Here is a 20,065-nt window from a genome sequence, read left to right on the forward strand (position 1 = left end):
CTCAGGCCTCGCTCGACGCGCCCGACCGGCTGCGGCTGATGATCACGCCGGCCAGCAGGTTCACGACCAGGGTCATGGCGAACAGCACGAGCCCGGCGCCCATCAGCGCGGCGACGCCGATCGCGGTCGACTCCTGGTAGCGCGAGGCGATCAGGGCGGAGATCGAGCCGCCGCCGTTCTGCAGGATGTGCGGTTGGATGACGAAGCCGATCGAGATGATCAGGACGACGCCGATGGTCTCGCCGAGCGCGCGACCGAGGCCGAGCATGGTCGCGCCGATCATGCCGCCCCGGCCGAACGGCATGACGACGGAACGGATCATGCCCCACTTCGTGGCACCCAGCGCGTACGCGCCTTCCCGCTCCCCCGGCGGCGCCTGGGCGAACACCTCGCGCATCACCGAGGCGATGATCGGGGTCACCATCATCGCCACCACGATCCCGGCGATGAACGTCGACGAGGTCAGCCGGCTGGCGCTCGCCTCGGGGTCGCGGGGCTGGTACTCGTCGACCGAGAGCAGCGGGATCCAGCCGAAGTAGGTGGTCAGCCAGCGCGGCAGCCCCTCGCCCTGGTTGCCGACCACCAGCAGGTGCGGCTGGAGCAGGAAGAAGCCCCAGATGCCGTAGACGACGCTGGGCACGGCGGCCATCAGGTCGACCAGGTTGACGAGGAACGGCGCGATCCGGCGCGGCGCGTACTCGGAGATGTAGAGCGCGGTGCCGATCGCCAGCGGCAGCGCGATGGTGATGGCGACCAGGGCGATCAGGATGGTGCCGACGAGCACGCCGGCGACGCCGAAGTGGTTGCCCTCGGTGTCCCAGTCCTGCGTCGTGAGAAAGCCCCAGCCGGCCTTGCGCACCGCGGGCCAGGCCTGCGCGCTCAGGAACAGCCCGACCAGCAGCATGATGACCAGCACGGCGGAGCCCGCGACCCGGGCCACGCCCCGGAAGACCCGGTCGCTAGTGGGCAGCCGGGTCACGACCGACCGCGGCCGGTCCTCCGGTCCGTCCGGAGTGGACGGTGTCACCGTCGTCGGACGGGTTTCTTCCAGCAGGTCCATCAGCCCGCCAACCCGCCGCGGAGTCGCTCACCGCGCCGCCAGCCCGGCGACGGTTCGGGGCGCTGGCGGCCGCGCCGGGCGCTGCGCGTGCCGGCCACGATGTCGGCCGTCGGCAACGCCTCGAGGAACTTGGCCAGGTTGTACGCGCACTCCCGGGTACGCAGGTACGAGCGGCTGGACGCCGCGACCGAGGCGCCGTCGAGCTCGATCCGCCAGGTCCACTGGCCGGTGCGCTCCACCGTCGTCTCGACCGGCAGGACGCGATCCGCGTTGGCCTTCAGGCTCTCGACCGAGCCGAGGCAGTCGGCGTACGACTCGTGATAGGTCGTGCCGCGCCCGAGCGGTCGGTTGTTGGGTGAGACCAGCATCCACAGGATCCCTTCGGCCGGCGTCCGGTCGGCGGTCGTCGCATTGCCGTCCGGCATCGGCAGGGCCAGAAAGACGAATCGGGAACGCTGCATCGTCGGTCCCTCCGTTGTCCGCGTGCGGGGACCAGATTCCGCATGGCCCATGACTCCGCGCGACGTGTCGTGCACACGCCAGACATGCGGAAGATGAACAGCCCGTATTGACGTATCCACCGTTCAGCTATCCCGTGGCACTACTGGTATGAGGCGACGAATTCGCGTCCGGATTCAGCGGGATTTGCCGGGGCGCTGGCGGGTCAACAGGAAAACCAACCCGAATACGCAAAGAACTCCGGCGAGTCCGGCGATCCACCAGGCATTGCCGAAGGAGGCTTTACCGGTGCGATTGTTCGCGGCGAGCCGAGCGTCGATGGCGGCCTGGTCCGCGCCGCTGACGTCCGGCGGCGCGGACGCGGTCGGCGTGGTCGGCGGCTGGTCGGCACCGGCGGACGCCGTCGACGTCGGGGTGCTCCCGGCCGGCTTGCCGGTGCGCCAGCGCCCGCCGGACACGGTGATCGGCGTGACGAACCGGTCCTGGTGCATGCCGTCGGTGACGCTGTAGCACTCGACGACGACCTCCCACTCGCCGTCGGTCGGCCGCACGTTGCCCAGAGCCATCGCGAACGAGCGGTTCGGCTTCACCGAGACGGCTTTCCGGTCGTAGCCGCCGGCGGTCAGCGGTTTCGCGACGTTCGCGTACGGGCCGCCGGGCGGGCCGATCCGGACCATCGCGTCGGCGCCGAAGCCGGTCGGGCAGGGCGCGCTGGCCGTGGCGGAGCCGAAGATCGGGTTCTGGTCGACCGAGCCCGAGGTCCGATCGAGCGTGACCTGGCCCAGCGGCGCCGCGACGGCCGGCGCGGGAAGGAGCAGAGCGGTCGCGGCGAGGGCGAGGACGGCCCCGGCGGCGGCGGAGATGCGGCGGATGCGTGGGTTCACACGCTCGGTGTAGTCAGCGCCGACGACCCTCGGCTCTCGCGAAGGCGCGCGCCAGACGGCGCGTAGGTAAACGGAGCGCCCGAAGGCGCTCCGTCCCCTCACACCTACGGCTGGAGCCACCACGGGCTGGAGTAGGCGACGCCGAAGTCGTTGCACGGGTGGTTGGCCGGACCCGGCGACGGGTTGGGCCGGCTCGGGTCCGAGACCCGCAGGACCACCCAGTTGCCGTCGGCCACGTTCAGCGGCACGGTGAACTCGGCGACCGCACCGGCGGTCGTCTCGATCACGTCGACCACCCTCGGTGCCCGGGTATCGGGGCGCAGCACCTGGATGTGCAGCGGCTTGCCCAGCCACTCCGGGCCACGGTCGAGGTCGACCGCGAACCGCACGTCGCCCGAGGTGATGCCGAGCACGCTGCCCATCCGCACACCGGACGCGGTGGCGTCGAGCCGGAAGCCGCTGACCCGGGTGGCGAAGAACCGCCGGGCCCGCATCGCGTTCAGCACCTCGTTGCGGGTGTTGCCGGTGACCCAGAGCCCGGCCCGCCCCAGCCCCTCCTGGAAGCCCCAGTTGGTGCCGTGCTCGTCGGTGACGCCGACCAGGCCCGTCCGCCAGCCCGCGTTCAGGCACGCGACCAGCGGCGACGAGCCGGTGTCGGACCAGCCGTCGAAGAGATAGTCGTCGCCCCGGTTGAAGATCTCCATGCTGACCATTTGGTCGCGTACGCCACCGTTGAAGTTGAAGTTGTCGAACCGCAGGATCTCCCGGCCCGGGTGGTTGAAGCCCGCGATGCCGCCCGAGCCGGCCAGCCAGTTGAAGAACCGGCCCATGCTGCTGGCGCCGCCGAGGTCGACGTAGTTGTTGGTGAACCAGACGTTGGCGTGCCCGAGCAGCGGGTGGCTCCACTCGAAGCCCCGGAGGGCCGTGTACGTGCCGGGCACGTTGGCCGCGTCGGCGAGCACGCCGGCCCGGTTCCACTCCGACTTGCTGAGCCCCTCGATGGCGAAGAGCGTGGTGTGGTCGGTCAGCGCGGCGACGTCGAGGCCGGCGTCGCGCATCGAGCCGAAGACGAGATCGGGGTTGCCGTCGCCGTCGGACATCAGGGTGTGGTTGTGCAGGTCACCGTGGACGAGGGTGGTGCCCTGGGTGATCCGGGACGCCCGGTCGGCGCCGGCGGCCAGGCCCGGCGCGACCTGGACGCGGGCCGCCTGTGCGCTGCCCGGCGTCGCACCGAGCACGAGCAGGCCGCCGGCGCCGGCCAGCAGTCCGCGCCTGGTGACGCTGCTGTGGTGGTCAGATTCGTGGGTGTGTTCGTGTCCGCTCACGAGGAACAGTCGACCCGACCGGTCCCAACATGTCGATACATGTGGATGGACTGATGGGAAACTCCGGCTACATCGCGGCGCGCGCCAGGAGCACGTCGCGCTCCTTGGCGTTGCGGGCGAGGCTGGCGGCCCGGGCGAACTCGGCCCTGGCCTCCGCGTCCCGGCCGAGCCGGCGCAGCAGGTCACCGCGCACCGCCGGCAGCAGGTGGTAGTCGCGTAGCTCGCCGGCCAGCCCGTCGACGATGGCCAGCCCGCGCTCCGGCCCGAACGCCATCGCCACCGCCACGGCCCGGTTCAGCTCGACCACCGGGGTCGGCGTGCGGCGCACCAGCAGCTCGTAGAGACCCGCGACGCCGACCCAGTCGGTCTCCTGCGCGGTCCGGGCCCGCGCGTGGCTGGCGGCGATCGCGGCCTGCAGCACGTACGGGCCGTCGGAGCGCTGGGCCCGCAGCAGGGCGGCGAAACCGCTGCGGATCAGCTCCTGGTCCCACCGGTCGCGGTCCTGCTCCAGCAGTGGCACGGGCTCGCCACCGGGACCCAGCCGGGCCGCCATCCGCGACGCGTGCAGCTCCATCAGCGCGACCAGGCCGTGCACCTCGGGCTCCCCGGGCGCCAACGCGGCCAGCATCCGGCCGAGCCGGATCGCCTCGGTCGCCAGCGCCGGGCGCATCCAGTCGTCACCCGCCGTCGCGGCGTACCCCTCGTTGAAGATCAGATAGATCGTTTCGAGTACGGCGGACAGCCGGCCGGCACGCTCGTCTGGCGGTGGCACCTCGAACGGGATCTTCCGCTCGCCGAGCGTCCGCTTCGCACGGGAGATCCGCTGCCCGATGGTGGGCTCGGGCACCAGGAACGCGCGCGCGATCTCCGCGGTGGTCAGCCCGCCGATCATCCGCAGCGTGAGCGCGACGCTCGACTCCCGGGACAGCACGGGATGACAGGCGATGAAGATCAACCGGAGTACGTCGTCGCCGATGTCGTCGTCGAGCTCGTCCTCCGGGCCCTTTTGCTGCTCGTGCTCGGCGGCCCGGCCCAGCTCGGCCAGATTGGCGCGCAGCCGGTCGTCGCGGCGGAGACGGTCGATCGCCCGGTGCTTGGCGGTCAGCATCAGCCAGCCGCCCGGATTGGCCGGCACACCCTTGGCCGGCCACTCCTCCAGCGCGGCGAGCAACGCGTCCTGGGCCAGGTCCTCGGCCAGCCCGACGTCGCGGACCAGCCGGGTCAGCGCCGCGACGATCCGGGCGGACTCGAGCTTCCAGACCGACTCGACTGGATCCACGGCTACTCCGGACCGAACACCTGGCGCAGGTCGCCCTCGCCGTCACCGACGATCCCGAAGAACCGCCGCGACAGCGCGAGCGCCTCGTCCTTCGACGCCACCTCGACCAGCGCGAAGCTGACGATCGTCTCCTTGGTCTCCGGATAGGGACCGTCGACCATCGTCACCTTGCCGCCGCTGGACGTGACGTGGGTGCCCGCCAGGTCCAGGCCGCCGGTGGCGATCAGCACGCCGGCCCTGGCCAGCTCGTCGACGAACTTGCCCATCTCGGCGTAAAGCTCCTGGTCGGGCGGGCGCACCGGGGCGTTGAGCGTCATCAGGAAGCGCATTCCGAGAAATCTAGCGGCTCCGTGTCGAAATCCTGTCCCGCCGATCGCGGAGTGGATGTCGAGACTCTTCGTTAGGAGCAATCATGCGCACGATCACCGTGGGTCAGTTCATCTCGCTGGACGGCGTCGTCGAGTCGCCGGAGAAGTGGCACATGCCGTACGTCGACGCGGAGATGATGGCCGCCATCTGGTCCGAGCCCGCCGACACGACCTGGCCGCGCGGGTGGCTGAGCTGAAGGCCGGCCCCGGCGGGCCGATCTCGGTGGTCGGCAGCATCTCCGTGGCCCGCGCGCTGCTGGCGGCGGGCCTGGTCGACCGGCTGAGCCTGCTGGTCCACCCGCTCGTTCTCGGCGCAGGGGAGCGCCTCTTCGCCGACGACGGCCCGCGGGTGAAGCTGACGCTGGAGAAGTGCGACGCCCTCCGCTCCGGCGTCACCCACCACCTGTATTCGGTCGACTAGCGGTCCGCGGGTCCGGCATCCTGCTCGCCATGGTGGATCTGCGGGTGTTGTCCGACGACGACTGGAAGCTCTGGCGCGACCTGCGGCTCGCGGCGCTGGCCGAGGCGCCCTACGCGTTCGGCTCGACGCTGGCCGACTGGCAGGACGCGCCCGAGCCGCGCTGGCGCGACCGGTTGCGTCTGCCGGGCGCCCGGGACCTGGTCGCCTATCTCGGCGACGAGCCCGTCGGGATGGCCACGGGGGTGCCGACCGACCCGACCACCGTCGAGCTCATCTCGGTCTGGGTGAGCCCGGCCGGGCGCGGTCGTGGGGTGGGCGACGCGCTCGTCGAGGCGCTCGCGAGCTGGGCGACGGAGTCCGGCGTGCCGTCGCTGAAGCTGGCCGTGCGGACGGACAATGCCGCAGCCCGCCGGCTCTACGAGCGCACCGGCTTCCGCGACGCTGGGCCGAACCCGGAGGACCCTGCCGAGATCCTGATGGAACGGAGCCTGCCCGGGGCCCTGTGACAGGCCCCGGGCATCCGGCCTCAGAGGTGTCGCGGCCGGTAGGCGACAGCGGCGGCCGGCTGACGGCGGCGACGCCGCACGAGGAGCAGGGCTGCGAGGGCGATGACCACGAGCGCGGCACCGCCGGCCCCGAACCAACCCCACCAGTTCTCCATCACCGTGGCGACCATGCTCAGGCCGGGCGGCTGGAGCGTGATCGCCAGGTCGAGGTGGCGTTTGACCGTGCCGCTGGCCAGGTCCAGGTCGAGCCGCCAGGCGCCGTCCGGCAGCTTGGCGTCGAGGGCGGCCACCACGATGCCGCTGGCACCGGGCGCGAGGGTGGTCACCGTGGTCAGCTGGTACGGGCCCGCCCGCATGCTACCCGGACCGTCGCTCAGGTTGAGCGTGCCGTTGATGTCCAGCGCGCGCTCGCCGGTGTTGTGGACGAGGGTCGAGATCCGCGGCACGCCGTCGTCGCCCCGGGAGACGGTGACCTGGCCGATGTCGAAGCTGGAGATCGGCTCACCGCCGGGACCGACGCTCAGGTAAACCCGGATGCCGACACGCCGGATCGCGCCGATGTTGCCCTTCTTGTCCGGCGCCGCGCGGGTCTCCGCCCAGATCACCGCGTACCGCTCGCCGCGCGACGCCTGCTTGGGCACCACGATCGTCGCCTCGACCTGGACGGTCTCGCCGGGGTCCAGCGTGTCCTTGTTCTTCGACAGCGTCACCCACGAGCTCAACTCGTTGGTCTCGCGGTCCTTGCCGTAGACGAACTCGTCGTTCTCGAGGCTCGCCGACCCGGCGTAGATGTCGAACTCCCGCCGCTCGTCGGTCTTGTTGATCACCTCGAAGAGCCGGCTGATCCGCATGCCGGGTGCGAGATGGTCCACGATGTACATGTGCGCCCGCGGGTCGTCCCGCCGCGCCACGGGTGCTTCGAGCAACCGGATGCCCACCTGCCCGTCCTCCGCCGCCGCGGCGGCCGGAGGCGACGGAATGACGACCGCGGCCCCGAGGGCCGCGATCGCCATCACCAGGTGCGTCATCCGGTTACGCGACCGAATGGGTCACCGTTCCCGTGTAGGTACCGACCACCGCCGCCGCCGGGATGGCGATCGACAGGTTCGGGTTCCAGGTCACCGAGTTCGAGCCGACCGCGGTCGCGGTGTACGCGGTGCGGGGCGAGGCGAGCGTGCCGGGCAGGCCGGCGACCGGGACCGGCACACCGGTGGTCCCCGTCGGCAGACCGGGGGTGTAGGTGGCCGCGGAGTTCGGGATCGTCTCGGCCGCCGTGCCACCACCGGTGGTGTAGGCGGTCGACGAGACCGTGGCGGTCCACGCCGCGACCAGCAGACCGCGCTGGTCGACGACCTGGACGGGCCCGATGGAGCCGGCGACCGTGCCGCCGGAGACGCCGTTGCCGAGGTCGACGCTGGCCGGCGCCGTGATGGTCAGGCCGCCGGCGGTGATCTGGAAGGTGATGCCGGTCGTGGCCGTCGGGCCGGGCGCCGCCACAGCGGGCGCGGCTCCGAACCCCACCACGGCGGCGACCGCAGCGATGGCTGCCAGGGTGACGCGTCTGTACATGGGCTACTCCTCACGAACCACGCCCTGCACGGGCGTCACGTTGGAAGGTGCGAATTCACGATAAGAACTCTTCTCATCACCAAGCCGACTAATCAGCAAAAAACTCACAGGTCAGACGCGAAGTCGATCCATCGAACCCGATTGACAAAATCTGTTTTTACGTAAAGACTGGTTTTCGTGATGAAGGACGTCCTGTACCTGGAGCGGATCGAGCAGGCCGAGGCACTGCTCAAGCCGCACCGCATCGAGGTGCTGCGGCAGCTCGCCGAACCCCGGTCGTGCACCGAGGTCGCGACGGAGCTCGGCCAGACGCCGCAGCGCGTCTACTACCACGTCAAGCGGCTGGTGGATGCCGGCCTCGTCACGCAGGTGTCCGAGCGCAAGGTGCGCGGCATCAGCGAGGGGATCTACCAGGCCGGCGCCCGGTCCTACTGGTTGTCGCCGCGGCTGGTCGGGCGGATCGGCCTGCGCAAAGCCCAGGACGAGCTGAGCCTCGGCTACCTGCTCGACCTGATGGAAGAGGTGCAGGCCGACATCGGCGCCCTCGACCGCACCGCGCCGGAGCTGCCGTCGATCGGCGTCTCCGGTGAGATCCACATCCGACCCGAGCGGCGTCAGGAGTTCCTCGACGACCTCCAGTCGACGTTGCAGGAGCTGTTCACCCGCTACGGCGGCGCCGAGGGAGACGCCTTCAAGCTCGCCGTGGCCTGCTATCCCAAGGGAGAAGAACGATGACCGTGATCGCCAAGGCCCGCGTCAACGCCCCGATCAAGCAGGTGCGGCACGCGCTCACCGACGCCGCCGAGCTGCGCGTCTGGCTCGCCGAGCACGCCGACGTCGACCTGCCCGACCGCTACGCGTTCTGGGGCCGCTACACGCCCGAGGGAGACGCGCCGCATCAGCGGCCGACCCGGTCCGACGACGCTGGGGTGGCGTTCACCTGGCGCCTCGACGGGGTCGACACCACCACCGAGATCGCCGTCGAGGCCGAGGGCGACGACAGCACGGTCGTCACGGTCGACCAGAGCCACTTCGACTTCGCCGAGATGATGAGCGGCAGCAGCATCCGCGGCGTGCTACAGACCTTCTGGGCGCTGTCGGTGGCTAACCTGGTCGACCACCTGGAGGGCCGCGCCCTGACACCGAAGGTCGACTTCACGGCACAGGACCTGCGCGCCGAGTTCGAGGTCGCCGCGCCGGTCGACCGGGTCTTCACGTCCTTGACCGACTCCGCCCAGGCCAGCGAGTGGTTCGGCTACCCCGTCGGCATCGAGCCGTGGGTCGGAGGCCGGTTCGCGATGGGCGGTCTGGACGCCAACCCGAACCCGGCGAAGATCCTCGAACTCGTGCCGGACGCCCGCTTCTCCATCGACTTCGGCCCCGCCGGCGTCGGCACCTGGGAGCTGGCCGGTTCGGAGGGCAAGACCCGCCTCACCCTCGTACAGAGCGGCTTCGACACCGCCAACCCGCCCTACGCGGCCTGGGGAGGCATCCTCTCCGGCACCGCCGGCCTACGCCGCTTCCACGAACTCCCCGGCCAACCACAGGTCTTCCTGCCGGTCTGACCCGGACCAGGCCATGCCCGCCGGGCACGGCCAAGCCCACCGGGCACGGCTGGGCCGCCCGGAAGGGTCGGTGCTCTGGGTGGTTCGATCTCGCGGTCGGGCCACCCAGGGCTCGTCAGGCCGGCTTGGCCAGGACCGAGTCCGGGTCGTAGCGCCAGCGGATCTCGCCTAGCCGGTCGTTGGCTCCCTCCGTCCACATTGTGGCCAGCCGTTCCGCGGTGACCGGCAGGCCCATCAGGTTGGCGTTGCAGTCTTCGCGTAGCCATGGACCGACCGCCTCGCGGAAGTCGTAGGCCGCGTCCGGCAGGACCTTCGCGAAGAAGTCCGGGCGCACCCCGACCAGGGAGCACGCGAACGCGCCCGCGCGCCCCGCGACCGCCGAACCGCCCTCGACGTCGCGTGCCGCCGCGCCGCCGAGGTGGCGTAGCTCCGCCGAGACGAACGGCGCGTCGGCCGTCGGGCCGAAGGCAGCCAGGAAAGCCGTCGCGAAGGACTGGTCGATCGGGTCGAGCAGCATGCCGTAGACCTGGCTCGCGCCCGGCTCGGTCGGGTCGTTGTGGATCCGCGCGATCTGGCCCGCGGGCAACTCACCCAGCGCGTCGAGATAGACCGGCGCCGCCGACCGCAACGGCGCGGCCAGCGACGCACCCTCGGAGACCGAGCCCGGATAGGCGAACCGCACCGACAGCAGCGTGCGCCCGCGCAACGCCTCGGGGATCTGCTCGATCGGTGGCATCCGGATGATCGCCACGCTGGTCGACACCTGGTCGTCGGCCGTGGCCGTGTAGTCGACCCACGCCCGCAGCGCCGGCTCGATGTCGGCCGCGTCGAACATCAGCGAGCCGCCGTAGAGCCGGGAGAGCTCGACGAGCCGCACGCGCACCGAAGTCACGACGCCCAGCCCGAACTTGCCGCCCCGCAGCGCCCAGAACAGGTCGGCATGCGAGGTCGCCGAGGCCGTGACGATCTCGCCGGACCCGGTCACCACGGTGAAGTCGAGAACGTAGTCGGACGCGTAGCCGTGGCTGCGGGCCAGCGGGCCGAGGCCGCCACCGGTCAACAGGCCGATCACGCCGACGGTGGACGCCGCGCCGGCGATCGGCAGCAGCCCGTGCCCGGCCGCCGCCTCGACCACTGCGCCCCACCGCTGGCCGGCACCGATCGTCGCCGTTCGGGTTGACGGGTCGACGACCAGGCCGTCGAGCCGCCGGGTGGTGATCAGCAGGCCCGAGGTGATCGACGCCTCGGCACCGTGGCCGGTGCCCTGGACGTGCACGTGCAGCCCGTGGTCACCGGCGTAGCGGATGGCCGCGGCGACGTCGGCCGCCGACGTCGCGCCGACCACCAGGTCGGGGGTGTGCGTGGCGCCGGTGTTCCACGCGGCGACCTCGTCGGCGTAGCCCTCGTCGTAAGCGGCCAGCACCGGGCCGGTCACCTGTGCCGACAGGGTGGAAGTCATGGCACTCCTCCGTTGGCGGATACGTGTCCTGTCCGTTCTAGCCGCCGGGTACGACATTCCCACCTGGGATCATGAGGTCATGGCACGCGAGCCGCACCTGCTGCCCGTCGACTCCGACATCGACCTCGGCATACCCGCTCAGCGGACGGAAACACACTGGCCGGTGGTCGTCTCGGTGTCGGCCGGCGGGGTCCTCGGCGCGCTGGCCCGCTACGGCATCGGCCACGCCTGGCCGACCCCACCCGGGGGTTTCCCCTGGGCCACCTTCGTGATCAACGTCACCGGCTGCCTACTGATCGGCGCGCTGATGGTGCTCGTCACCGAGCTTTTCACCGAGCAGCGCCTGCTCCGCCCGTTCCTCGGCGTCGGCGTGCTGGGCGGCTACACGACCTTCTCCACGTACGCGGTCGACCTGAGGAACCTGATCGTGGCCGGCGCGCCCGGCACGGCGACGCTCTACCTGCTCACCACGCTGGCGGCGGCCCTGCTGGCCGTGCTGCTCGGGATGACCGCCGCCCGGATGGTCACCTGGCTGGTGACCGCGTGACCCTGTTGTTCGTGGCGATCGGCGCGGCGGTGGGCGCACCCGCCCGCTACCTGACCGACCGCGCGATCCAACGCCTGCACAGCGACCGCTTCCCGTTCGGGACGCTGACCGTCAACATCGTGGGCTCGTTCGTCCTCGGCCTGGTCACCGGCGGCACGGTCACCACCACCGGCGTGTACGCCCTGGTCGGCACCGGCTTCTGCGGCGCGCTGACCACCTACTCGACGTTCGGCTACGAGACCGTCCGCTTGCTGGAACAGGGCGCACCGCGCAGGGCGGTCGGCTATGCGGCGCTGAGCATCGCGGCGGGCCTGGGCGCGGCGAGCGCCGGTGTCGCCATCGGCCTCACCGTATGGAACGCCGCGTGACGACCGTGCCGGCAGCCACCCCGAAGCCCAGGGTCAACAGCCCGATCGGGACGAGCGCCAGGTACGGCACCCGGAAGCCACCGGTCAGGTCGTGCAGGAACCCAACCGCGACCGGGCCCAGCGAGGCCAGCAGGTAGCCGACGAAGAACGCCATCCCGGACGCCCGGGGCGTGTCCGCCGGCGTCGGCGCGACCTGCCCGACCACGGTAAGTGCGAGCGAGAAGTTGGCACCCACCCCGAGGCCCAGCAGCGCCGCCCAGAGGGCCGGTGCGCTCAGCGGCGACACCCCGATCAGCACGAGGCAGCCGATGGCGAGCAGCAGCGCGACCACGATCGCCGGACGCGGGTCGCGGCGGGCCAGTGCCGGTGCGACCAGCGCCGACACCACCTGGGTCGCACTGAACAGCGCGAGCAGCCCACCCGCCCGGGCGGCCGACCAGCCCAACTCCGTGTAGCGGGCGGCCAGCCAGGCCAGCGGCGCGTAGTACAACAGCGATTGCCCGCCCATGTAGAGCGTGACCATCCAGGCATCCCGGTCGCGCCACGGCGACCAGTCCGAGCCGACCGCGACGGCCACCCCGCGCGGTGCCACGGCCGGCCGCACCACCAGCCAGCAGACCGCCAACGCGAGCCCGGCCGGCAAAGCCCACAACGCCAGCGCGGAGCGCCAGGACCCGCCCAGAAAATCACGCAGCGGCTCGGTGCCGCCCGAGCCGATCAGCGCACCGGAGATCAGCGCCGTCGTGTAGAGCCCGGTGACCGGCCCGACCCGGTCCGGGAACCGGTCGCGGACGAGCGCGGGCATCAACGCACCGCCGACCGCGATCGCCACCCCGACCAGCACGGTCGCGCCGTAGAGCAGCCCGGTCCCGGCCAGCGGGCGGACCGCCGTCGCCACGGTGAGCAGCGCCAGCGCGAGCGCCATTGTGCGGCCGGTGCCCCAGCGGCCCGCCGCCCAGGCCGCAGCCGGTGCGAACAGCCCCATGCAGACGACCGGCACCGCGGTCAGGACGCCGGCCGCCGAGGCGGACAGCCCGAGCGACCCGCGGACCGCGTCGACGATCGGTGGCACGGACGCGATGACCGGGCGCAGGTTGACCGCGGCGAGCAGGACCGCCGCCAGCCAGGCGGCGGTGGTGAGCCTGCCCCTCACGGGAACGGGAAACCGACGTAGTTCTCGGCCAGCGACGTGGCCGCCGCCCGCGACGAGGTCACGTAGCGCAGTTGGGACAGCTGGAGCGCCAGGTCGAACGGGTCGTCGCCGGTCGGGTGCAGCATCGAGGTCATCCACCAGGAGAAGTGCTGGACCCGCCAGACCCGGCGCAGGCAGGTCTCCGAGTACGCGTCGAGCCCGGCCCGATCGCCGGTCGCGTACCAGGAGGTCAGCGCGTCGGCGAGCACCTTGACGTCGGCCACGGCCAGGTTGAGGCCCTTCGCACCGGTCGGGGGCACGATGTGCGCGGCGTCCCCGGCCAGGAACAGCTGACCATATTGCATCGGCGACACGACGAAGCTGCGCATCGCGGCGACCGACCGCTCCAGGATCGGCCCGTCGGCGAGCTTCCATGACGGGTCGGCCCGGTCGAGCCGCGCCCGCAGCTCGCTCCAGATCCGCTCGTCAGGCCACGAGGCCAGGTCTTCGTCGGGACGCACCTGGAGGTACATCCGCGTCACGGTGGGCGAGCGCATGCTGTGCAGAGCGAACCCACGCGCGCTGTGCGCGTAGATCAGCTCCTCCGACGAGGGCGGCGCCTCCGCCAGGATCCCCAACCAGGCGTGCGGATAGTCGCGCTGGTGCACCGTCAACACCCCGTCGGGCACGGAGGCCCGCGAGACGCCGTGGAACCCGTCGCACCCGGCGATCACGTCACAACGCAACGAGCGCGCGGTCCCAGCGGCATCCACATAGGACACGATGGGCGCCGACGAGGAGAGACCGGACAGCGACACCGACGACACCGAGAACTCCAACGGCCCGTCCCACGCGGCGATCAGATCCTTGACCACCTCGTGCTGCCCGTAAATGGTGATCTCCCGCCCGGCCAGCTCGGTCAGCGGGATCCGGTGCGCCGACCGCTCGAAGAGCAGCTCGATGCCGTGGTGCACCATCCGCTCGCGGTGCAGCCGGTCGGCCAGCCCGAGCGAGGTGAGCAGGTCGACCGTGCCGTGCTCGAGCACGCCGGCCCGAATCCTTGCCTCCACATAGGACCGGGACTGGCGTTCGAGCACGACACAGTCGATGCCGCGCGACCGCAGCAGGTGGGCGAGCACGAGCCCGGCCGGACCGGCCCCGACGATGCCCACCTGGGTGCGCTCTTCCGACATTCAGCCCCACACCTCTTGCGCGGTCTCGACGATCAGGCGAAGCTTGGCGACCTCGTCGTCGTAGCTGAGCACGTTGCCCTCGACGGTCGACGAGAACCCGCACTGCGGCGACAGGCAGAGCTGCTCCAGCGGCACGTATTTGCTGGCCTCGTCGATGCGCCGCTTCAGCGCGTCCTTGGACTCCAGTGCGCCGTTCTTGGTGGTGACCAGACCGAGCACGACCATCTTTCCCGGCGGTACGAACCGCAGGGGCGCGAAGCCGCCGGAGCGCTCGTCGTCGAACTCCAGGAAGAACCCGTCGACCGCGAGCTCCGAGAACAGCGCCTCGGCCACGAAGTCGTAGCCGCCCTCGGCCGCCCACGACGACCGGAAGTTGCCCCGGCACATGTGCGTGGTCACCGCCAGCCCGGCCGGCCGGTCCTGGATCGCCGCGTTGATCTGCTTGATGTAGCGCAGGTGCTGGTGCTCGGCGTCGTCACCGCGCTCGGTGAGCTGCTTGCGCTGCTCGGGGTCGTTCAGATAGGCCAGGCTGGTGTCGTCGAGCTGGAGGTAGCGGCAACCGAGCGCAGCCACGGCCGCCACCTGCGCGGCGTAGGCCGCCGACAGGTCGGCCCAGAACTGCTCCTCGTCGGGATAGACCGCCGGGTCGATCGACGCCTTCCCGCCCCGGTAGTGCACCATGCTCGGCGACGGGATGGTCAGCTTGGCCGTCACCCCGGGATCCACCGTGGAATTCAAGAAAGCGAAGTCTTCGCCGAAGATGGTCTTCTCCAGCCGGACCGGGCCGTCGACCGCCAGCGCCGCCGACGTGAAGTCGAGGTCGCCGGCCTTGTTGTGGAAGTGCACCCGGATCTTCTCGTCGGTGGAGTGGATGCCACCGAGCTGGTAGATGAAGTCCATGTGCCACGACGTGCGGCGAAACTCGCCGTCGGTCGCCGACGAGAGCCCGACGTCGCGCTGCATCCGCACCACGTCCCGGACCGCGTCGTCCTCGACGGCGCGTAGCTCCTCGGCCGAGATCGTGCCGGCCGCCCGGTCGGCCCGCGCCTTGAGCAGCCGCTCCGGGCGCAGCAGGCTGCCGACGTGGTCGGCCCGGAACGGCGGCGTGTCGCGCAAGGTCATTTCTGCACCTCTCGATCAGCAGGATCAGAACGGGTAGGCCGGGATCTCGCCGCGCAGCGTGATCCAGCGCTGCTCGGTGAACGCGTCGAGGTTGCCGGCGCCACCGAACCTCGCGCCGGTGCCCGAGTCGAGGACACCGCCGAACGGTGCCACCGCCTCGTCGTTGACGGTCTGGTCGTTGATGTGCACGATCCCGCTCGGGATCCGCTCGGCGAGGGCCAGCCCGCGCATCGCGTCGCCGGTCAGGATGCTCAGCGACAGGCCGTAGGGCGAGTCGGCGGCCAGCTCGGCCGCCTCGTCGAGGCCGCTGAACCGGACCACCGGGGCAACCGGGCCGAACACCTCTTCCGCGTACGCCGGCATGTCCGTGCGCACCTGGTCGAGCACCGTCGGCCGGTAGAAGAGCCCTTCGTGCTTGCCGCCGGCGACGAGCCGCGCGCCGGCGTCGACGGTGGCGTTGACCAGCGCGTGCACCTTGTCGCGCTGGCCCTCGTCGACCAGCGGCCCGAGCGCGACCTGGCCGGTGAACGGGTCGCCGACGGGGAGGTGGTCGGCGTGCTCGGCGAGCTTGGCCACGTAGTCGTCGGCGATCCGCTCGTGCACCAGATGCCGTCCCGCGGTCATGCAGATCTGGCCCTGGTGCAGGAACGATCCCCAAGCGCCGGCGGAGACCGCCCGCTCCAGGTCGGCGTCGTCGAGCACGACGAGCGCCGAGTTGCCGCCCAACTCCAGGTGCACCCGCTTGAGGTGCCGCGCGGCGAGCTCGGCGACCCGCCTGCCGGTCGCGCTGGACCCGGTGAACGAGACCACCCGCACCAGGGGCTCGGCGACCAGCGCGGAGCCGGCCTCGGCGCCGCCGGGCAGCACGTGCAGCAGGCCCTCCGGCAGGCCCGCCTCGGCGAACACCCGGGCGATGGCGAACCCGCCGCTGACCGGGGTGCGCAGGTCCGGCTTGAGCACCACGGCGTTGCCGAGCGCGAGCGCCGGCGCCACCGAGCGGATCGACAGGATCAGCGGCACGTTGAACGGCGAGATCACGCCGACCACGCCGACGGGTACGCGCTTGATCAGGCTCAGCCGCGGCTGGTTGCTCTGCAGGATCTCGCCGACCGGACGGTGGGCCAGCCCGGCCGCTTCGTAGCACTCCTGGGTCGCGACGCCGACCGCGAAGTCGCCCAGGCCCGGCACGGCGCCGGTCTCCCGGACCACCCAGTCGCGCAACTCGGCCGCGTTGGCCTCGATCAGCGCGCCGGCCCGGCGCAGCACCGCCGCGCGCTCCTCGAACGAGGTCGCCGCCCAGGCCCGCTGGGCGGCTGCGGCGGAAGCCGCAGAGGCGGCGACGTCACCGGCGTCAGCCACACCGGTGCGGCCGAGCGACCCGCCGGTCGCCTTCTCCAGGATCTCCGCCGAACCGCCGGCCGAAGAGATCCAGTCGCCGGTGAATACCTTGCCGTTCCAGAGCGAGGGGTCGAAGAATGTCATGCCGGTGCCTTCACCTTCTGGATTTGGGCGTAGACCTGACCGCGCAGCTCGGTGAACCGCGCGTCGGACCGGGTGGTGAGCTGGTCGCGCTCGGCGGGCAGGTCGATGGTCAGGTCCTGCGCCACCGTCGTCGGCGACGCGGACAGCACGATCACCCGCTGGCCGAGATAGACCGCCTCGTCAATGTCGTGCGTGACGAACAGCAGCGTGACGCCGAACCGTTGCCACACCGAGCGGACCAGGTCTTCGAGGTCCGCCCGGGTCTGCGCGTCGACGGCCGCGAACGGCTCGTCCATCAGCAGCACCCGCGGCTGGTACGCGATGGCCCGGGCGATCGCCACCCGCTGCTGCATGCCGCCGGAGAGCTGCCACGGATAGGCGCCGTGCGCGTCGGACAGTCCGACCGCCGCCAGGGCCTCTGCCGCCAGCGCCCCACGGTCGGAACGGGCCATGCCCTGCGCCTTGAGCGGAAGCTCGACGTTCTCGCGCACCCGCAGCCAAGGGAACAGGCTGCGCCCGTACTCCTGGAACACGACCGCGAGCCCCGGCGGCGGTGCGGTGACCGGCGTGCGCTGCACCAGCACCTCACCGGAGGTGGCTGGCAGCAGACCCGCGAGCACCCGCAGCAGGGTCGTCTTGCCGCACCCGGACGGGCCGACCACGCAGGCGAACTGCCCCTCCGGCACGGAGAACGTCAGGTCGCCGACCGCGGTCACCCGCCGGCCGTGGCCGTCGTACACCTTGTGCAGGTTCTTGACCTCGAGCATCACCACTCCCGTTGTCCCGCTCGCTGGCCGTGGTACCAGCCGAGCAGCGACCGCTCGGCCAGTCTGAACAGCAGGGAGAGCACGATGCCGATCACGCCGAGCAGGAGCACGCCGCTCCACATCTCGGGGATCTGGAAACCCCGCTGGAACTGCAGGACCGTGAAGCCGAGGCCGTCGTTGGCGGCCATCATCTCGCTGATCACCATCAGGATGATGGCCAGCGGGAGGGCCTGCCGGGCACCGGTCATGATCTGTGGGCTGGCCGCGCGGAGCACCAGATGGCGCAGGCGCAACGTCCCGGTGATGCCGTAGCTGCGGCAGGTGTCGCTGAGCACCTCGTCGCGGCCGCGGACACCCTCGATGGTGTTGAGCAGCACCGGCCAGACGCAGCCGAAGACGATCACCAGGATCTTGGTGCGGTCGCCGATGCCGGACAGCAGGATGGCGGCCGGCACGAGCACCGGCGGCGGGAACGCGCGCAGGAACTCGAGCACCGGCTCCAGCAGCGACCGCACCGACCGGTAGGTGCCGATCAGCCCACCGAGCGCGACACCGAGGGCCACCGCGATCACATAGCCGACGAGCAGGCGCCACAGCGACGGGAACACCTGCTGCACGAACATGTCCCAGGTCCAGGTGCGGACGAACGCGTCCATGATGGACGAGAGGGACGGCCGGTAGAAGTCCTCGCTGCCGGCCGAGCCGAACCACCACGTGGCGAGCAGCACGACGGGCAGGCCGATCAGCAGGAGCACACGCGAGACGAGCCTCATGCCGGCGTCACCTCCTCGCCGCGGGTCGACGGGTGCCAGGAGAGCACCCGCCGCTCGACGAACCGGGTGAGCAGGTTGGCCAGCACGCCGAGGATCCCGGTGACCACGATCAGTGCGTACACGGTGCGCACCGCGTTGCTCTGCTGCGCGTTGTCGATCTCCTTGCCGATCCCGGGCGAGCCGATGACCAGCTCACCCGTGATGGTCAGGATCAGCGCGACCGAGGCGGCCAGCCGGAAACCCGTGATGACGTAGGGCAACGAGGTCGGCCAGACCACGTAGCGCACCCGGGCCCAGGGGCTCAGCCGGAACGCGAGCGCGGTGTCCCGGGCGACCGGGTCGACGTCGGCGACGCCGTGCACGACCTGGATCAGCACCTGCCAGAACGCGGCGTAGACGACCAGCACGAGGGTCGACTTGACGGTCGGGCCGTAGAGCACGATCACCAGCGGGATCAGGGCGACCGACGGGATCGGCCGGAGGAACTCGATGGTCGTCGCGGTCGCCGCGCGCACGAACGGCAGCGAGCCGAGCAGCACACCGATGACGACGCCGGCCACCAGCGCAATGCAAAGGCCGAGCGCCCAGGTGCGCAGGGTGTCGACCAACGCCGTCCAGAACGACGCCTCGCCCACCAACTCGCCGAGGGAGACCAGGATCTGGCTGGTCGGCGGCGCGAAGTCGATCGGCACGACGCCGACCCGCGGCGCGATCTCCAGCGCCAGCGCGAACCCGAACAGGCCCAGCGCGCCCAGGGTGACCGACCGGAACCGCCGGCCGGTCACCCGGGACGTACGCGCCGCGACAGCGACCATCAGGGAAGCAGCCCCGCGACGTCCGGCTTCTGGGTCAGCAGGCCGTCGGTGACCGCCGCCTGGGCCAGGGCGTCGATCGACGCGGTGTTGATCTCCGACGGCCACTTGGGCAGGGTCATCTTGGCCCGCACCGGCTCTTCGATCTTGGTGTACGTGCCGATGATGTCGCGCACCTCGTCGCCGTGCGAGTCGGCGTAGGCCAGCGACTCCTTCATCGCCTCGGTGAACCGCTTGACCAGGTCGGGGTTCTCGCCGATCAGCTTGGTCGAGGTGAAGTACATCGCGACGGTCAGGTTCGGCGCCGCGTCGACGTAGCTGGAGGCGATCTTCTTCATGCCCGCGGCGAGCGCGGCCTGCTGGAACGGCTCGACGACGAAGATCGCGTCGACCCGGCCGGCCTGCAACGCGCCGACCTGCTCAGGGAACGGAAGCTCGGTGAACTTCACCTGGCTCGGGTCGCCGCCGTCCTTCTTCACCGAAGCACGCACGCTGGTGTCCACGATGTTCTTCAGCGTGTTGGCCGCGACGGTCTTGCCGACCAGGTCCTTCGGCGACGCGATGCCGCTGTCCGGCTTGACGTAGAGGCCGGCGAAGTCGTCGTCGACACCGGTCGAGTTGTTGCCGTTGCAGACCACCTTCAGCGGCGCGTTGTTCGACTTGCCCAGCAACAGCGAGACGGCGTTGCTGAAGCCGAACTGGTATTCGCCGGAGAGGACGGCGGGCACGATCGCGGCGCCGCCCTGCGCGGTGGTCAGCGTCAGGTCGATGTTGCGCTTGCTGAAGAAGCCCTTCTCCTTGCCGAGGTAGATGGGCGCGACATCGAGGATCGCGATGACGCCGGCGTTGACCTTGTCTGGTGCGGCGGCGCCACCGGCCGCCGGAGTGTCGTCGGACGAGTCACCGCAGGCGGCGGTGGCGAGCAGCGCCACGGCGGTGACGAGGGCGAGCAAGGGGCGTCGCATCGGAACTCC

24 protein-coding genes are annotated in these 20,065 nt (G+C 71.1%); 7 read left to right on the forward strand and 17 right to left on the reverse strand.

Annotated elements, in window-relative coordinates:
• Position 1: 1 nt before the first annotated feature.
• The 6 genes from pstC to CHC05_RS08915 all read right to left on the reverse strand — a co-directional run bounded on the left by pstC (position 2) and on the right by CHC05_RS08915 (position 5,336).
• Positions 2-1,060, reverse strand: coding sequence for a phosphate ABC transporter permease subunit PstC (gene pstC, locus CHC05_RS08890; RefSeq protein WP_089246667.1), 1,059 nt, complete (start codon positions 1,058-1,060; stop codon positions 2-4).
• Complete coding sequence (locus tag CHC05_RS08895) at positions 1,060-1,521, reverse strand: hypothetical protein (RefSeq protein WP_089246669.1); 462 nt, start codon at positions 1,519-1,521, stop codon at positions 1,060-1,062. Before CHC05_RS08895 ends, pstC begins: the two co-directional genes overlap by 1 nt.
• Before the next feature lie 174 nt (positions 1,522-1,695).
• The gene (locus CHC05_RS08900) at positions 1,696-2,403 is read right to left on the reverse strand and encodes a hypothetical protein (RefSeq protein WP_089246671.1); all 708 of its coding nucleotides are present in this window, start codon (positions 2,401-2,403) and stop codon (positions 1,696-1,698) included.
• 104 nt (positions 2,404-2,507) lie between these two features.
• Complete coding sequence (locus CHC05_RS08905; protein ID WP_089246673.1) at positions 2,508-3,728, reverse strand: CehA/McbA family metallohydrolase; 1,221 nt, start codon at positions 3,726-3,728, stop codon at positions 2,508-2,510.
• A 67-nt stretch (positions 3,729-3,795) separates the two neighbouring features.
• Positions 3,796-5,007: an RNA polymerase sigma factor gene (locus tag CHC05_RS08910; RefSeq protein ID WP_089246675.1), complete on the reverse strand. Its 1,212-nt coding sequence runs from the start codon at positions 5,005-5,007 to the stop codon at positions 3,796-3,798.
• Between the two features lie 2 nt (positions 5,008-5,009).
• Positions 5,010-5,336 (reverse strand): YciI family protein, encoded by a 327-nt coding sequence (locus CHC05_RS08915; RefSeq protein ID WP_089246677.1) that lies wholly within the window; start codon positions 5,334-5,336, stop codon positions 5,010-5,012.
• A gap of 83 nt (positions 5,337-5,419) precedes the next feature.
• Between CHC05_RS08915 and CHC05_RS42365 the strand changes: the two genes are divergently transcribed.
• Genes CHC05_RS42365 through CHC05_RS08925 form a run of 3 tightly spaced genes read left to right on the forward strand, consistent with a single transcriptional unit; the run spans position 5,420 to position 6,302 of the window.
• Complete coding sequence (locus CHC05_RS42365) at positions 5,420-5,572, forward strand: hypothetical protein (protein WP_245870724.1); 153 nt, start codon at positions 5,420-5,422, stop codon at positions 5,570-5,572.
• Positions 5,560-5,796, forward strand: coding sequence for a dihydrofolate reductase family protein (locus tag CHC05_RS42370; RefSeq protein ID WP_245870725.1), 237 nt, complete (start codon positions 5,560-5,562; stop codon positions 5,794-5,796). The genes CHC05_RS42365 and CHC05_RS42370 overlap by 13 nt, the downstream gene beginning before the upstream one ends.
• A 29-nt stretch (positions 5,797-5,825) precedes the next feature.
• A complete protein-coding gene (locus tag CHC05_RS08925; RefSeq protein WP_089246679.1) occupies positions 5,826-6,302 on the forward strand; it encodes a GNAT family N-acetyltransferase in 477 nt (158 codons plus the stop codon).
• Positions 6,303-6,322: 20 nt separating this feature from the next.
• Here CHC05_RS08925 and CHC05_RS08930 read toward each other — a convergent pair whose 3' ends face one another.
• A complete protein-coding gene (locus tag CHC05_RS08930) occupies positions 6,323-7,330 on the reverse strand; it encodes a hypothetical protein (RefSeq protein WP_089246681.1) in 1,008 nt (335 codons plus the stop codon).
• A 4-nt stretch (positions 7,331-7,334) separates the two neighbouring features.
• A complete protein-coding gene (locus CHC05_RS08935) occupies positions 7,335-7,871 on the reverse strand; it encodes a hypothetical protein (protein ID WP_089246683.1) in 537 nt (178 codons plus the stop codon).
• Between the two features lie 180 nt (positions 7,872-8,051).
• Here CHC05_RS08935 and CHC05_RS08940 point away from each other — a divergent pair, with 180 nt between their 5' ends.
• Together CHC05_RS08940 and CHC05_RS08945 are read left to right on the forward strand one after the other, a co-directional pair.
• Complete coding sequence (locus CHC05_RS08940) at positions 8,052-8,606, forward strand: helix-turn-helix domain-containing protein (RefSeq protein ID WP_089246685.1); 555 nt, start codon at positions 8,052-8,054, stop codon at positions 8,604-8,606.
• Entirely contained in the window at positions 8,603-9,436 is an 834-nt protein-coding gene (locus CHC05_RS08945) for an SRPBCC family protein (RefSeq protein ID WP_089246687.1), read from the forward strand. The genes CHC05_RS08940 and CHC05_RS08945 overlap by 4 nt, the downstream gene beginning before the upstream one ends.
• Positions 9,437-9,551: 115 nt before the next feature.
• Here the strand turns inward: CHC05_RS08945 and CHC05_RS08950 are convergent, their stop codons facing one another.
• Positions 9,552-10,895 carry an FAD-binding oxidoreductase gene (locus CHC05_RS08950; protein WP_089246689.1) on the reverse strand — a complete coding sequence of 448 codons (1,344 nt, stop codon included), beginning with the start codon at positions 10,893-10,895 and terminating at the stop codon, positions 9,552-9,554.
• Between the two features lie 79 nt (positions 10,896-10,974).
• Between CHC05_RS08950 and CHC05_RS08955 the strand changes: the two genes are divergently transcribed.
• Both CHC05_RS08955 and crcB read left to right on the forward strand, forming a co-directional pair.
• Positions 10,975-11,442 (forward strand): FluC/FEX family fluoride channel, encoded by a 468-nt coding sequence (locus tag CHC05_RS08955; RefSeq protein ID WP_089246691.1) that lies wholly within the window; start codon positions 10,975-10,977, stop codon positions 11,440-11,442.
• Positions 11,439-11,810 carry a fluoride efflux transporter CrcB gene (crcB, locus tag CHC05_RS08960; protein WP_089246693.1) on the forward strand — a complete coding sequence of 124 codons (372 nt, stop codon included), beginning with the start codon at positions 11,439-11,441 and terminating at the stop codon, positions 11,808-11,810. The genes CHC05_RS08955 and crcB overlap by 4 nt, the downstream gene beginning before the upstream one ends.
• On the opposite strand, the gene CHC05_RS08965 is transcribed toward crcB, so the two are convergent.
• Genes CHC05_RS08965 through CHC05_RS09000 form a run of 8 tightly spaced genes read right to left on the reverse strand, consistent with a single transcriptional unit; the run spans position 11,788 to position 20,056 of the window.
• Entirely contained in the window at positions 11,788-12,963 is a 1,176-nt protein-coding gene (locus tag CHC05_RS08965; RefSeq protein ID WP_089246695.1) for an MFS transporter, read from the reverse strand. The two genes, crcB and CHC05_RS08965, sit on opposite strands and share 23 nt — an antisense overlap.
• Positions 12,960-14,135 (reverse strand): 4-hydroxybenzoate 3-monooxygenase, encoded by a 1,176-nt coding sequence (locus CHC05_RS08970; protein ID WP_089246697.1) that lies wholly within the window; start codon positions 14,133-14,135, stop codon positions 12,960-12,962. The genes CHC05_RS08965 and CHC05_RS08970 overlap by 4 nt, the downstream gene beginning before the upstream one ends.
• On the reverse strand, positions 14,136-15,257 hold the full coding sequence (locus tag CHC05_RS08975; RefSeq protein WP_089246699.1) for a 5-methyltetrahydropteroyltriglutamate--homocysteine S-methyltransferase: 1,122 nt from the start codon (positions 15,255-15,257) through the stop codon (positions 14,136-14,138).
• A 24-nt stretch (positions 15,258-15,281) separates the two neighbouring features.
• Positions 15,282-16,739 (reverse strand): benzaldehyde dehydrogenase, encoded by a 1,458-nt coding sequence (locus CHC05_RS08980; RefSeq protein WP_089246701.1) that lies wholly within the window; start codon positions 16,737-16,739, stop codon positions 15,282-15,284.
• Positions 16,736-17,506, reverse strand: a complete 771-nt coding sequence (locus CHC05_RS08985; protein ID WP_089247469.1) for an ABC transporter ATP-binding protein — start codon at positions 17,504-17,506, stop codon at positions 16,736-16,738. The genes CHC05_RS08980 and CHC05_RS08985 overlap by 4 nt, the downstream gene beginning before the upstream one ends.
• Positions 17,506-18,279 (reverse strand): ABC transporter permease, encoded by a 774-nt coding sequence (locus CHC05_RS08990; protein WP_089246703.1) that lies wholly within the window; start codon positions 18,277-18,279, stop codon positions 17,506-17,508. Before CHC05_RS08990 ends, CHC05_RS08985 begins: the two co-directional genes overlap by 1 nt.
• Positions 18,276-19,094, reverse strand: coding sequence for an ABC transporter permease (locus CHC05_RS08995; protein WP_089246705.1), 819 nt, complete (start codon positions 19,092-19,094; stop codon positions 18,276-18,278). The genes CHC05_RS08990 and CHC05_RS08995 overlap by 4 nt, the downstream gene beginning before the upstream one ends.
• Positions 19,094-20,056, reverse strand: coding sequence for an ABC transporter substrate-binding protein (locus CHC05_RS09000; RefSeq protein ID WP_089246707.1), 963 nt, complete (start codon positions 20,054-20,056; stop codon positions 19,094-19,096). Before CHC05_RS09000 ends, CHC05_RS08995 begins: the two co-directional genes overlap by 1 nt.
• Positions 20,057-20,065 lie beyond the last annotated feature (9 nt).

It is taken from the genome of Asanoa hainanensis (assembly GCF_900188485.1).
GTDB lineage: Bacteria > Actinomycetota > Actinomycetes > Mycobacteriales > Micromonosporaceae > Asanoa > Asanoa hainanensis.

What these genes read in the sequence shown, in the direction of transcription:
- pstC (WP_089246667.1), bottom strand. Translation starts at nt 1,060, where the DNA reads ATGGACCTGCTGGAAGAAACCCGTCCGACGACGGTGACACCGTCCACT.
- CHC05_RS08895 (WP_089246669.1), bottom strand. Translation starts at nt 1,521, where the DNA reads ATGCAGCGTTCCCGATTCGTCTTTCTGGCCCTGCCGATGCCGGACGGC.
- CHC05_RS08915 (WP_089246677.1), bottom strand. Translation starts at nt 5,336, where the DNA reads ATGCGCTTCCTGATGACGCTCAACGCCCCGGTGCGCCCGCCCGACCAG.
- CHC05_RS42365 (WP_245870724.1), top strand. Translation starts at nt 5,420, where the DNA reads ATGCGCACGATCACCGTGGGTCAGTTCATCTCGCTGGACGGCGTCGTC.
- CHC05_RS08925 (WP_089246679.1), top strand. Translation starts at nt 5,826, where the DNA reads ATGGTGGATCTGCGGGTGTTGTCCGACGACGACTGGAAGCTCTGGCGC.
- CHC05_RS08930 (WP_089246681.1), bottom strand. Translation starts at nt 7,330, where the DNA reads ATGACGCACCTGGTGATGGCGATCGCGGCCCTCGGGGCCGCGGTCGTC.
- CHC05_RS08935 (WP_089246683.1), bottom strand. Translation starts at nt 7,871, where the DNA reads ATGTACAGACGCGTCACCCTGGCAGCCATCGCTGCGGTCGCCGCCGTG.
- CHC05_RS08940 (WP_089246685.1), top strand. Translation starts at nt 8,052, where the DNA reads ATGAAGGACGTCCTGTACCTGGAGCGGATCGAGCAGGCCGAGGCACTG.
- CHC05_RS08945 (WP_089246687.1), top strand. Translation starts at nt 8,603, where the DNA reads ATGACCGTGATCGCCAAGGCCCGCGTCAACGCCCCGATCAAGCAGGTG.
- CHC05_RS08950 (WP_089246689.1), bottom strand. Translation starts at nt 10,895, where the DNA reads ATGACTTCCACCCTGTCGGCACAGGTGACCGGCCCGGTGCTGGCCGCT.
- CHC05_RS08955 (WP_089246691.1), top strand. Translation starts at nt 10,975, where the DNA reads ATGGCACGCGAGCCGCACCTGCTGCCCGTCGACTCCGACATCGACCTC.
- CHC05_RS08970 (WP_089246697.1), bottom strand. Translation starts at nt 14,135, where the DNA reads ATGTCGGAAGAGCGCACCCAGGTGGGCATCGTCGGGGCCGGTCCGGCC.
- CHC05_RS08975 (WP_089246699.1), bottom strand. Translation starts at nt 15,257, where the DNA reads ATGACCTTGCGCGACACGCCGCCGTTCCGGGCCGACCACGTCGGCAGC.
- CHC05_RS08980 (WP_089246701.1), bottom strand. Translation starts at nt 16,739, where the DNA reads ATGACATTCTTCGACCCCTCGCTCTGGAACGGCAAGGTATTCACCGGC.
- CHC05_RS08985 (WP_089247469.1), bottom strand. Translation starts at nt 17,506, where the DNA reads ATGCTCGAGGTCAAGAACCTGCACAAGGTGTACGACGGCCACGGCCGG.
- CHC05_RS08990 (WP_089246703.1), bottom strand. Translation starts at nt 18,279, where the DNA reads ATGAGGCTCGTCTCGCGTGTGCTCCTGCTGATCGGCCTGCCCGTCGTG.
- CHC05_RS08995 (WP_089246705.1), bottom strand. Translation starts at nt 19,094, where the DNA reads ATGGTCGCTGTCGCGGCGCGTACGTCCCGGGTGACCGGCCGGCGGTTC.
- CHC05_RS09000 (WP_089246707.1), bottom strand. Translation starts at nt 20,056, where the DNA reads ATGCGACGCCCCTTGCTCGCCCTCGTCACCGCCGTGGCGCTGCTCGCC.